This is a genomic window from Streptomyces sp. SID3212 (assembly GCF_009865405.1).
Taxonomy (GTDB): domain Bacteria; phylum Actinomycetota; class Actinomycetes; order Streptomycetales; family Streptomycetaceae; genus Streptomyces.
In genome coordinates, this window is the sequence record NZ_WWJY01000423.1 from 1 (window position 1) to 12,103 (window position 12,103).

General features: G+C 69.5%; 9 protein-coding genes, 1 tRNA gene and 2 pseudogenes. 6 read left to right on the forward strand and 6 right to left on the reverse strand.

Annotated features, from left to right (window positions below; translation table 11 throughout):
- Window positions 1–287: 287 nt before the first annotated feature.
- A complete protein-coding gene (locus tag GT042_RS12580) occupies window positions 288–764 on the forward strand; it encodes a hypothetical protein (RefSeq protein ID WP_161308788.1) in 477 nt (158 codons plus the stop codon).
- A gap of 89 nt (window positions 765–853) precedes the next feature.
- On the opposite strand, the gene GT042_RS12585 is transcribed toward GT042_RS12580, so the two are convergent.
- Window positions 854–3,247 (reverse strand): discoidin domain-containing protein, encoded by a 2,394-nt coding sequence (locus GT042_RS12585; protein WP_161308789.1) that lies wholly within the window; start codon window positions 3,245–3,247, stop codon window positions 854–856.
- Between the two features lie 587 nt (window positions 3,248–3,834).
- Window positions 3,835–4,629, reverse strand: coding sequence for a precorrin-6A synthase (deacetylating) (cobF, locus tag GT042_RS12590; RefSeq protein ID WP_161308790.1), 795 nt, complete (start codon window positions 4,627–4,629; stop codon window positions 3,835–3,837).
- A 157-nt stretch (window positions 4,630–4,786) separates the two neighbouring features.
- Between cobF and GT042_RS12595 the strand changes: the two genes are divergently transcribed.
- From GT042_RS12595 to GT042_RS12605, 3 genes are read left to right on the forward strand one after another with little or no spacing between them, the layout of a single operon-like run.
- Window positions 4,787–5,506: a (Fe-S)-binding protein gene (locus GT042_RS12595; protein ID WP_161308791.1), complete on the forward strand. Its 720-nt coding sequence runs from the start codon at window positions 4,787–4,789 to the stop codon at window positions 5,504–5,506.
- Window positions 5,503–6,966, forward strand: coding sequence for a LutB/LldF family L-lactate oxidation iron-sulfur protein (locus tag GT042_RS12600; RefSeq protein WP_161308792.1), 1,464 nt, complete (start codon window positions 5,503–5,505; stop codon window positions 6,964–6,966). The genes GT042_RS12595 and GT042_RS12600 overlap by 4 nt, the downstream gene beginning before the upstream one ends.
- Before the next feature lie 56 nt (window positions 6,967–7,022).
- On the forward strand, window positions 7,023–7,652 hold the full coding sequence (locus tag GT042_RS12605; protein WP_161308807.1) for an LUD domain-containing protein: 630 nt from the start codon (window positions 7,023–7,025) through the stop codon (window positions 7,650–7,652).
- A 12-nt stretch (window positions 7,653–7,664) separates the two neighbouring features.
- On the opposite strand, the gene GT042_RS12610 is transcribed toward GT042_RS12605, so the two are convergent.
- Entirely contained in the window at window positions 7,665–8,171 is a 507-nt protein-coding gene (locus tag GT042_RS12610; RefSeq protein WP_161308793.1) for a DUF309 domain-containing protein, read from the reverse strand.
- A 120-nt stretch (window positions 8,172–8,291) separates the two neighbouring features.
- On the opposite strand from GT042_RS12610, the gene GT042_RS12615 reads away from it, so the two are divergent.
- A tRNA-Pro gene (locus GT042_RS12615) sits at window positions 8,292–8,368 on the forward strand.
- 132 nt (window positions 8,369–8,500) lie between these two features.
- On the opposite strand, the pseudogene GT042_RS39010 reads toward GT042_RS12615, so the two are convergent.
- A pseudogene (locus GT042_RS39010) lies at window positions 8,501–8,864 on the reverse strand (site-specific integrase); the annotation flags it as partial.
- On the opposite strand from GT042_RS39010, the pseudogene GT042_RS40090 reads away from it, so the two are divergent.
- Window positions 8,862–9,397 (forward strand): annotated as a pseudogene (locus tag GT042_RS40090) (transposase); the annotation flags it as partial. The pseudogenes GT042_RS39010 and GT042_RS40090 overlap by 3 nt on opposite strands.
- Before the next feature lie 60 nt (window positions 9,398–9,457).
- Here the strand turns inward: GT042_RS40090 and GT042_RS39020 are convergent.
- On the reverse strand, window positions 9,458–10,048 hold the full coding sequence (locus GT042_RS39020) for a GNAT family N-acetyltransferase (protein WP_161308794.1): 591 nt from the start codon (window positions 10,046–10,048) through the stop codon (window positions 9,458–9,460).
- Window positions 10,049–10,641: 593 nt separating this feature from the next.
- Window positions 10,642–11,832 carry a hypothetical protein gene (locus tag GT042_RS12630; RefSeq protein ID WP_161308795.1) on the reverse strand — a complete coding sequence of 397 codons (1,191 nt, stop codon included), beginning with the start codon at window positions 11,830–11,832 and terminating at the stop codon, window positions 10,642–10,644.
- Window positions 11,833–12,103 lie beyond the last annotated feature (271 nt).

Genomic DNA, 12,103 nt, shown 5'->3' on the forward strand with positions numbered 1-12,103 from the left:
CGCCTGGCACGCGCGCTCGCGGCGTTGTCGGACCGAGCGAGTACATCCAGTACACGCTCGGTCCTCCGCCTTGCGATCGCACGCACCAGACGCCGCGGGCCGCGCCCTGCGGGCGAACGACGCCACTTTGCGGACACGCCCTAGGCCGTGGTGACGTACGAGACCTGTGCCGATCGTCCCGGAACGGCAACAGCGCGTGGCGGGGCACAACCCGTGCCTCCCGAGCCTTGTCTGATGCAGTGACCGGCCCGCGACCACGGGCGCAGCACAACAAACGGGGTATCCACATGTTCCGCTCCACCGCGCGTTCCACCACACGTTCCGTCAGGCGCTCCGCCGTCGCGGCGGCCGGCGTCGCCGCTGTCCTCGGCCTCGCCCTCTCCGCGACCCTGCCGGCCTCCGCCGCGACCGCCACCGACCCGAACAACCGCTACACGGCGGCCGAGATCCGCACGTTCCTCCAGGACTTCTACGGCGAGCAGGGCCCCGGCCCCTTCGCCCGGAAGTACGGCATCTCCCCGTACCTCGCCCAGCGGGTGAAGGAGACGGAGGGATTCGACCTGCTGCTCTGCGCGCAGAACACACCGCGGTCGATCGACGTCGGCCCGGCCACGACCGCGCAGTCCCTCGGGCGCGGCTGGGCCACGGTGACCGCGCACTGGGGCGGGAGCGGCGCGAGCACCACCTCCTTCAAGGCGTACGTGGACCTCGACGCCACGTACACGATCCAGCTGCTCGACGTCGACTGCGAGCCGGACAGCTGACCAGCCGGCCGGACCGCCGTACAGCAGTGCGGGCCCGACCTCTTCGGACGGGCCCGCACGCGTGTTCCGGGCGGAGGATCACCGGCTGATCAGCTGGTGTAGGCCTCCAGCTCGGAGAGCTGCCCGGCCGGCCACCCGGTGTTGCCGGTGATGTTCACCCGCAGGTAGCGGGTGGACGTACCGTCCAGGGTGATCGTCACGGAGTTGCTGTTGACCGACGGGTTGAAGGTGTAGCCCGCCGAGGCCTTGAGGGTGCTGAACGAGGAGTTGTTGGTGCTCCCCAGCACACTCAGGGTCTGGGTACGGGTCGCCCACGCCGTCGCCGGGGGCAGCTTGAGGACGACGCGCTTGATCGCCTTCGCCGCTCCGAGGTCGACGGTGACGGACTGGGGGAAGGCGTTGTTCGTGCTCTCCCAGTACGTGTTGGCGTTTCCGTCCACCGCGTTGCCCGCGCCGTACACGTCGGCGTGACCGGTCTCGGCGATCGGGCGGCCCTGGGCCTGGTTGCCCGTGTCCGCCGGCGGGGTCGTCGGGGGAGTGGTGGGCGGGGTGGTGGGCGGCGTGGTCGGGGGTGTGGTCGGCGGGTCGGTGGGCGGGTTCGTACCGCCCTGCGGGACGCCGCCGTTGGTCCACACCGGGGCCGGCCACTGGCCCGTGCAGGCCGGCGGGTTCGCGTACCAGCCGGAGTTGCCCGTGCCCTGGGTGATCTGGAAGCCCGTCCCGACACAGTTGTGGATCGGGTTGGACTGGGCGATGTGCGTGGCCTTGACGTTGGTGAACGTGGCCTTGCCCGGTGACTGGATCTGGAGCGCGTACGTCCCCGCGCCGTCGATCCGGATGTTGTTGAAGTTCAGCGCGTTCGTCGCGCCCTCGATCAGGTGGATCGCGGCGTACGAACTGTCCAGGATCTCGCTGTCGGTGATGTTGATGGTGCCGTTGACCGGTTCGTTGAGACCGCTGAACCAGACGGCGCCGACCCCGAACTGCCAGTTGTAGTCGTTGTTCCCGGTCCGGATCAGGGTGTTGCGCGCGGCCGTCGTGGTGCCCGAAACGGCCGTGCCTTGACCGGAGTTGACCCCGGGATAGCGGTTGGCGATGTGCAGCCCGCCGCCGTTGGTGATGGTGTCCGACATGACGTTGTCGGAGATGGTGATGTCCTTGCCGCCGTACGTGACGATGTTGTTCGCCAGGATCGGCAGGATCACCGTGTTGAACGTGAACTTGTTGTTCACGTTCGGCACGTTCTCGGCCCACATGGCCAGGCCGTCGTCACCCGAGTTGCGTACGAAGGTGTTGGTGACGGTGGAGTTGGTGACACCCATGTGGAAATTGACGCCGTCCGCGGTCTGGTCGAGGATGCGGCTGTTCTTGATGGTGAAGTTGTTCATCGGGCCGTCCATCCAGGCGCCGCACTTGGTGTGCTGCATCCAGATGTTGTCGACCGTGGAGTCGGACATGGCCCCGCCGATGGCGTTGACCTGGTCGTTGTCCTCGCGCTCGCGGATGTCCCCGATGATGGCGAAGTTCTTCAGGGTGACGTTCCGGCTGCCGCCCTGGTTGGCGTACTTGCCGTACACACCGACGGCCTTGGCGCGGTTCGACGGATCGCGTCCGGTCAGCACGCTGTACCAGGGGCCCGCGCCGGCGAGGGTCACCTGGTCGACGATGATGTGGTCGCGGACCTGGAACGTGCCCTCGGGGAGGTAGACCTGCTTGCCCTGGGTCCGGCCCGCGTCGACCGCGGCCTGGATCTTGGCCGTGGAGTCGGTGGCCCCGGACGGGTCGGCGCCGAAGTCGGTGACCACGTCGAGCGCGCCGGCCGGCTTGCCGATCGGCGCGGCCACCTGCTCGAAGTCGGCCAGGTCGATGGTGAAGGTCGGCGACGCGGCCGTGGAGGCGACCTGGAGCCGGATCTTCGTACCGGTGGGCAGGGTCGACCCGAACATCGTGCGGGTCTCGTCGTAGAAGTGGTGGGGGTTGGTGTCGCCGGGGTTGTTGTTGAAGGGGTAACCGCCGTAGTACCAGCTGTACTTGGAGGTCACCGGCACGCTCTTGAGGGAGGTGCCGTTGACGCGCAGGTCGACAGCGGCGTCCCGGCCGGTGCCCGCGGAGTTGTCGGGCAGTGAGTAGCGGAACGTCATCGCGTTCGCCGGTGCGGTGAGGGTGAACTCGACGTACTCACCGACCGCGTCCAGCGTCACGGCCTGCCGGCCGGACGCCTCCGAAGGCAGCGACCCGTAGAGGCGGTTGGGGCCGATCAGGGTCCCGTTGGTGACGGCGTACTCGGCCTCCTGCTCCTTGAACGGCACTGTCGCGCCGCGGCCGGGAACGTTGAGGGGGGAGGGGGCGGGGACCGCCGCGGCTTGCGCGGCGGGTGCGGTCGACAGCACCACAGCGGTGGCCGTCCCGGCCACGGCGAGGGCCAGCGAGACCGATGCGGATATGCCGCGCCGAAGCAGACGGCGTCTCGGAGGGAGTGTCACAGACATACGTCCTTGCGGCTCGTGGGGACTCTGCGGACGCGAAAAGGCTAGGAGTGGGACCGCAGGAAGTCTATGAATCTGCGCAAATTTTGAAGCCTGACGTAAAAATCATCGACCCGAGCGAGCATCCGGAAGGGTGCATACCGGCCGTACATGCTCAACTTCCCCACGGGCGTGCGGGCTTGAGGAGGGGGACGGCGCGAAATCCCCAGGCGCGACCGGCCCGGGGGCGGGCGCAAAAAACGTGCCAAACGAGGCAAGCGGACGGGATCATGCCGACCGCGCCCGGCGCGGGCCTTTTGCGTCTGGGCGCAAAGGCTGTCGGACGGCGGCGGAAGGTGGTTATGGTCGCTGCACCGTCAGCGGAAGCGGGGGGCGGGTGCGGGGGCCCGAACGAGGACGGCAACGGGGGAACTGTCGGCTGCTGTCACCGTGTCGTACGCCGTGGCTCAGGTCCGAAGGACGCCGAACGGCGCCCACCGGGCGCGCGGTACGTACCACTCGGTGACAGCAGCCGATGATGTGCGGTGTCCGCGGTATCCGAGGTACTTCGCTGGGCGCTGCGGGGGCGGACCCGCTGCCGCCGGTCAGTCCCGCCGCAGCAGATACGTGTCCATGATCCAGCCCTTGCGCGCCCGCGCCTCGGCCCGCAGCTCCTCGATGCGTCCGGCGACCTCCGAGAGCCGCCCCGAGACCAGGATCTCGTCCTCGGTCCCCACATAGGCGCCCCAGTAGATGACCGGGTCGTCCGCCAGGTGGTGACGGAACGACTGGTGCGCGTCCAGCATCACCACGACGTCGTCCGCGTCCTGCGGCCATCCCTCGGCCAGCCGCCGGCCCGTGGTGATCTGGACCGGCCGGGCGACCCGGTTCAGCCCGATCCGGTGCTTCGCGGCCAGCGCGGAGACACTGCTGATGCCCGGGATCACCTCGTACTCGAAACGGACCGTGCCCCGCTCCAGGATCTCCTCCAGGATGGCGAGCGTGGAGTCGTAGAGGGAGGGGTCGCCCCAGACGAGGAAGGCCCCGACGCTCCCGTTTCCGTCCGCGTCCTCCGAGGTGCCGTCGCCCAGCTCGTCCGTGATCATGCGCGCGTAGATCTCCGCGCGCCTGCTGCGCCAGTCGTCGACGGCGCCCGCGTACGCGACTCCGTCGGCCGCGCGGTCCCGGTCCCTCTCCGGGTCCCGGGCCTCGACCAGCCGGTAGGCGCGGCCGGTCGCGTGCCGCTCCAGGATCTCGTGCCGCAGCCGGATCAGGTCCGACTTCTCCGTCCCCTTGTCGAACAGGAAGAAGACGTCGACCTCGTTGAGCGCTTTGACCGCCTGAAGCGTCAGATGGTCCGGGTCGCCCGCCCCGATGCCGATGACATAGATCTTTCTCACCGCACCGAGTCTGCCCCATGCCGCCCGGCCACCCGACCCGGGTGCGGACCCCGCAGCACCCCACAGAAGCGGACCCGATCACCCCTCGGATGTCTGACGCACCATCAGTCGCCGGAAAGACTTTCGTATGCCCCCGCGCGCGGCATATGCTCCGCCCATGCGCGCCGCCCTCTTCGTGACCTGCGTCAATGACGCCGTCTACCCGTCCACCGGGATCGCGACCGTACGACTCCTGGAACGCCTGGGTGTGGAGGTCGACTTTCCCGAGGCGCAGAGCTGCTGCGGACAACCCCAGTTCAACACCGGCTACCGCCGCGAGACGGAACCGCTGGTCCGTCGCACGACGCGGGCCTTCGAGGGGTACGAGTACGTGGTGACGCCCTCCGGGTCCTGCGCCGCGATGGTCCGCCGGCACTACCCCGAGATCGGCGACGCGGCAGCCGCGTCCCTCGCCTCCCGCACCTACGAACTGACCGAGTTCCTGGTCGACGTGGTGGGCGTGACGGACGTCGGGGCGTACTTCCCGCACGTCGTCACGTACCACCCCTCCTGCCACGGCCTGCGGATGCTCGGCCTGGGCGAGCGCCCGCGCAAGCTGCTGGAGGCGGTGAAGGGCCTGGAGCTGAGAGAGCTCCCCGGCGCCGAGGAGTGCTGCGGCTTCGGCGGCACCTTCGCGGTCAAGAACTCCGATGTTTCCGCCGCGATGGGCCAGGACAAGGTCCGCAGCGCCGTCTCCACCGGAGCCGGCGTGCTCTGCGGAGCCGACAATTCCTGTCTGATGCACCTCGGCGGCATCCTGAGCCGCGAGGACGCCCCGATGCGGGCACTGCACCTGGCGGAGATCCTTGCGTCCACCGAAGAGGAGCCCTGGTCATGAGCGGTACGTATCTGGGGATGCCGGCCTTCCCGGTGGCGGCGAAGGCCGCGCTCGGCAACGAGACGCTGCGCGGGAACCTGCGGCACGCCACGCACACCATCCGCGACAAGCGCGAGAAGGCGGTGGCGGAGCTGGACGACTGGGCCCTGCTGCGGGAGGCGGGCAAGCAGATCAAGGACCACACCCTGCGCCACCTGGACCGGTATTTGGTGCAGTTGGAGGAGTCGGTGACGGCGGCCGGCGGCGTCGTGCACTGGGCGAGGGACGCGGCCGAGGCCAACCGGATCGTGGCCGAACTGGTCAAGGCGACCGGTGAGTCGGAGGTCGTCAAGGTCAAGTCGATGGCCACACAGGAGATCGGCCTCAACGAGGCCCTCGAAGCCGAGGGCATCAGCGCGTACGAGACGGACCTCGCCGAACTCATCGTGCAACTCGGCGACGACCTGCCCTCCCACATCCTGGTCCCGGCGATCCACCGCAACCGCGGCGAGATCCGCGACATCTTCCGCGAGCAGATGGGCGCGTGGGGCCGGGCGGCCCCCGAGGGTCTCTCCGACACCCCGGCGGACCTGGCGGAGGCGGCCAGGCTGCATCTGCGCGAGAAGTTCCTGCGTGCCAAGGTCGGTGTCTCGGGCGCGAACTTCATGGTCGCCGAGACGGGCACGCTGGTCGTGGTCGAGTCCGAGGGCAACGGCCGGATGTGCCTGACCCTCCCGGAGACCCTCATCTCCGTCGTCGGCATCGAGAAGATCGTGCCGAGCTGGCAGGACCTGGAGGTGTTCCTCCAGACCCTGCCGCGCTCCTCGACGGCGGAGCGGATGAACCCGTACACGAGCATGTGGACGGGCACCACGGACGGCGACGGCCCGCGCGCCTTCCACCTCGTCCTGCTCGACAACGGCCGCACGGACACGCTGGCCGACGAGGTGGGGCGACAGGCCCTGCGGTGCATCCGCTGCTCCGCCTGCCTGAACGTGTGCCCCGTGTACGAACGGGCGGGCGGGCACGCGTACGGCTCGGTCTACCCCGGCCCGATCGGCGCGATCCTCAGCCCCCAGCTCCGGGGCATCGGCAGCGAGGTCGACGCCTCACTGCCGTACGCCTCGTCGCTGTGCGGCGCGTGCTACGACGTCTGCCCGGTCGCCATCGACATCCCCGAGGTGCTCGTACACCTGCGGGAGCGGATCGCCGACCGGGGCGGGAAGGGGCACCGGCTGGAGAAGGCGGCGATCAAGGCGTCCGGGTGGGTCTTCGACCATCCCAAGGTGCTCGCGGCGGGGGAGCGGGTGGCGTCGAAGACGCGGAAGCTGCATCCGTCGCGGGTGCCGGGCGCGGGCGCCTGGACGGACAGCCGGGACTTGCCGGAGCTGCCGCCCGAGCCGTTCCGCGACTGGTGGAAGAAGAACAGAACCGAGAAGAACAGCTCACCGAAGACCCGCGGCGAAGGGAGCACCACATGAGCGCCACGGACAGGAGCGCCACGGACGTGAGCGCCGGCGACATGACCGCCGGCGGCATGACGGCCAGGGAAGAGATCCTCGCCCGGGTACGCGCCGCGGTGGCGGACGCCCCCGACGTACCGCCGGCCACCCGGGACTACCGCACCACGCACACCGAGCCGGAGCGTGTGGTCGAGCTGCTGGCGGAGAACCTCGCCGACTACCGCGCGCTGGTCCACCGTACGGACGAGAAGGGCCTGCCCGCCCTCGTCGCGACCCTCCTCACCACCAGGGGATCGACCACCGTCCTCGCACCCCCGGGCGTCCCGGCCGCCTGGCTGGCCGCACTGGACCCCGGGATCACCCGGATCGAGGACACCCCCGGCTCCACCGCCCGGGAACTCGACGTCGTGGACAGCGTGATCACCGGCTGCGCGCTGGCGGTCGCGGAGACCGGCACCCTCGTGCTCGACGGCTCCCCGGACCAGGGCCGGCGGCGGGTGACACTCGTACCGGACCACCACATCTGTGTCGTACGGGTCGCGGACCAGGTCGTCGGCTCCGTACCGCAGGCGATGCCACGGCTCGACCCGACCCGCCCCCTGACCTGGATCTCGGGCCCGTCGGCGACGAGCGACATCGAACTGGACCGGGTGGAGGGCGTACACGGCCCGCGCACGCTGGAGGTAGTACTGGTGGAGAACTGACAGGCGGCCCCCTCACCCCGACAGCCGAGGAGCCTCACGGGCGGCATCGACGACCCGGACCGTACGACCGGCCTCCACCGTTCCCTCCGACGCCTCGACCCGAGCGGCCAACTCCCGGGCCCAGCCGACCAGTCCGCCGATGTCGAGGCCGTGCGGGCCGTCGCGGTACGGCGCGATGCCCCCGGCACCGCGCAGCAACAGGCGCGCCCCGCCGGCCGTATTGCCCCGGGCGGCGTGGGTGAGCCCCACGGCCAGCTGCGCCATCCCCCGCCACAGCGCCCGCTCCTCCTCAGGACCGGACTTCCACGCGTCCTCGAAGACCTCATGGGCGTGGAACGGCTTCCCGGCGTCGAGCAGCAGCTGCGCCTCCCGTACGGTCTCCGCGGGCGAACGCACCACACCCTCCGGCTGGCGCTCCACTCCCACCGCCCCGTAGGGCAGCGGCCGCCCCAACCCGTCCCGAGGCCGCGCGCTACGCGCCCGCCCCTCACCGTCGCGGTCCCGCGGATTCTCCGTCATCCCCCCATTGTCCGCCGCTCCCGCCCCTCCCCCCGCCCAACCTTCGTCTCGACGCCCCACGGAGTGCGGTAATGTTCTCCTACGTGGTCACGGGGGTTCTCCCCCTGACCCGGGATCCATCGGGACGTGGCGCAGCTTGGTAGCGCACTTGACTGGGGGTCAAGGGGTCGCAGGTTCAAATCCTGTCGTCCCGACCAGCGTTTACGCAGGTCGCAGGCGGTATCGGAGAAATCCGATACCGCCTTTCCGTCGTTCTTGGGGACCAGTTGGCCTGGCGCCGGGGTCCGGAAGCGGGTCGGACGGTGAGGGAGAGATGGGCGGTGAGCGAGGTGCCTGCGTAGGTGTTCGTGGCCGAGCGAGGTGACGACGCAGTCCCAGTGGGTGGCGTCACGGAGGATGACGGTGGAGATGCGTCGGCCGCGGGGACCGGTGAGGAGACGGGCGTGGGGGTTCGGCCCCGCCCCGCGGCGAGGCTGCGCTCGGCGATGAGGGACAGATATCTTCGATGAGGTTGTCGGTTCGTCTTCTGCCTGTTTGTACTCGCGCTGCCGGCCGGTGACCGACCCGGGCTGGGCTGGCGGTGATCAGCCCGTCCCGGACGGCTTGTTCCATGACGCGTACGAGGACGGCGAGGCTGTTCTTGACGGTGGAGCGGCTGTGCTCGTCGGCGATCCAGCCGTGGACGGTGCGGTCCGGCTCGGACCGGTGGACGACGCCACCGCGGTCACCGCCGCCCAGCTGCGGGCTGTCGTCGAGCGGCTCTTCGCCGCGGGCCAGTGGCAGGCCGGGACCCGCATATCGTCATCGTCAGCGACGCCGGCTACGACGTCACCCGCCTGGCCCGGGTCCTGCGCGACCTACCCGTCGAGATGGTCGGCCGAGTCCGCTCCGACCGCGTCATGCGACTGCCGAAACCACAGCGGATGCACGGCGCCAACGGTCGGCCGCCCAAGCACGGCCCGGAATTCCGCTTCACCAAGCCGGAGACCTGGCCCGAGCCCGCGATCACCACTGTCACCGGCACCCCCATGGTCCTAGAAGACCGGCGTCACCCCGGACGACGTCGACGCGTCCACGTCGTTTGCCCGACCCGTGTTCCCCAACCCCGAGGCGCGGGCCCCGGACGGCCACCCGGCACCAGGAACAAACTCCGGGAACCCTGCTACGACGTCGGCAAGACCGTCAAACGCCCCTGGACCCGCAAGGCCATCGGCAAGCCGGGAAGATTGCGAACGGTCTCAGGTGATCTCGTCTCTCGGCCTGTGGTGGGCAGTATCCGAGCCTCGTCACCGTCGTGCTTCTGTCCGGACACGAGCGTGGAGATGCATGTCGTGCCAGCCGTCAACATGCAACGCTGCCCCACGGCGGACACCCTCTTCCTCGAAGCCGGCCTTGACCGCCACTCGGCATGAAGCCGGATTGGCAGTGGAGTGCTCGAGTTCGATGCGGTGGAACCCGCCCTTCTCCAGTGCCCAGTGCGTCAGCGTCATCACCGCACGGGTGCAGATGCCACTACCGCGAGCACTCGGCATCATCCAGTAGGCCACCTCGGCCTTGCCGTCCTCCAAGTGCAACGACTTCAGAGATATCCGGCCCAGAAGTCCGTCGCTTGCAGCTCCGGCCACGGCCCAGTGACCGCCGGTCTCACTGCTCCAACCGCTCTGCCAGCCCTCGATCCACTCTCGTGCCTCTTCCACGGAGTCAGCCCTGCGTACGTGCCAACGCTGGATCTCCGGGTCCTGGAACGCGTCCCTCACGCCCTCGGCATCGATGATCCGCCAAGGACGCAGTAACACACCGCTTCCGATCGGCAGAGTCGGCTGATCGGAAGCGGCAAAGGCACCGACAGGTATCGCTGGGGCGACCAAGGAAGGCATGATCAGTATTATCCGAGGCCGCCAGCCCTTCCCAGGCGGGGCCGCTGTTTCACATGACGCCGCCTCCGGCTCGCCACCCCAACAAGGCCAGGTGCGACGGAAAGTAGGTGTCGTGAGACGGAGCAGGTAGAGAAAGAACAAGCTCAGGACTCGTTCGCAATCTCTGCTGGTGGGGTCGTAGGGGCCTGAGCATCGTGCAGCTGCCCGACAACCGGGCCGTCCGCTCGCGGTCGCTCACCGGCCCGCTTGCCGCCGAAGTCATCTGAGCACCTTGCCGCAGCCGGTCCCGGACGACGGGCCCGCACACGCGACGGTGAGACGTACATGACGACCGGCCCCGGGCTCGACGTCGAGGTCGCGGCCGGAACCACGCGGCATCAGGTCGCCACAGTTCCCAGAATCCGGAAACGCACATCAACATGCGTCTGGGAGCAGACCTTCACCGAAAAGCCCACCCCCAGACATCACGCAGCTCACACCGTCACGGCCTCATCAGGTCGAAGCGGTCATGACAGTGGGCACAGAACCGTCCACGCGGCGAAGGCACCGCCCGCGCACATCGGCGTACGCGGGCCGTGCTCCAGGGGCAGGCGCTACGGCTCCCAGCGTTCTCCGTTCGGGCCGCGCATGCTCCTGATGTACGAGGACAGGTGCGCGGCCATGAGTTCCATGAGTTCCATGGGACTCAGGTCCGTCCGGTCCGTGCGATACGGAACGTACTCAGCCAACCGGCTGAATGCCCAGCGCAGTGTGGATTGTGGCGTGTCCGCGGGCCAGCGCCTCTGGAACTGGGACATCGCCTCGGACCGCTGCCTGTCGGCAAGCCGCATCAGTACCTTCCGGGCGTCCTCGACGGGCAGCGCGCACAGCGTCCCCAGGATTTCCGTCCCGTAGAAGCCCACCAGTTCTTTGACGGTCCAGGGGTCGGTGGTGCCCTGAGCGCTGGAGACCCGCGCGGTATAGGCGCCGAAGGCCGCGTCGAGCGCCCGCACCCGTACGGTGATCTCCTCGATCGACTTCGCCGTCGCCGCCAGGGCGGTGTCGAAGGGGCCGACGATCGCTCGGCGCTGCTCCTCCAGTGTCAGGCCTGCCCCGCGGTGCACGGCCTCGTCCATCGCCTGCCGCAGGGCGCGGTCCGAGTCCTCGGGGAAGCGCCGCTCGTCGGGCAGCGCGCCGCGCACGGCGGTACAGGCGGCGACCTCGTCCGCGATCGCCATCTGCGGATACTCCGGCAGTGCCAGCCGCGCGGCGGCGGCCACGACCTGGTCGACGTGCGCGAACGGCGACACCAACCGTTGTCGCGCCAGGGCCAGTTCGGCAATCTTGCCGGTGCGCAGTGCGTCCAGCGTCGGTACTCGGCCGATCAGTTCGGCGACGGCGTCCGTGGCGGCCTCGACTCGGGCGAGGATCTCGCCGCCCGCGGCGGTCGTCGGTGCGAGGCCGGCGAGCATGCGCCGGGTGTCTTCGGTCGGTCGGCCCAGTTCCTGCTCGGTCGGGCGTGGATCCTTCTGCTGCAGCAGCACGAACACCTGGTCGGCGAGTTCGGCACGTCGGGGGCGGATCACGTCGCGCAGGAGGCGCTCACCGCTCTGCCGTGCGTCTTCCTGCACCCGCTGTACCCACCAAGTGCGCCGCTGCTCCGTCGTGACGCCCGTCATGTGTTTGCGCAGGGCCTCGGTGTCGGCCCCTACGCCGCGCACGGCTCGCTCTGTCTCGTCGAGCCACCGCTGTACGGATTCCTCGGCGGTCTTCCGTAGACGCGCGTCGGGTGCGGGTGTGGTCATGGTGTCCTCCCCCTGAGTGACGTGCCAGGAGTGTCCCACCGTGGCCCGGATGCCGGAATCCCCTCAGGCGAAGCAGGTGCGCATGGAGTCTCGCTCATCCTCCGGCCGCCTGCTGGCGTCCGCCGGCACGCACGGTAGGGGCCGGCACTGACACAGCCGCATGACGGCGCCCGCCGACACCGTGGTTCGGTGCGGGCGGGCGCTTCACACGCTCGGGGACAGGTCAGCTGTTGCCGCCGACTGGTTGTCGACCTCGGCGGCCTTTCGCTTC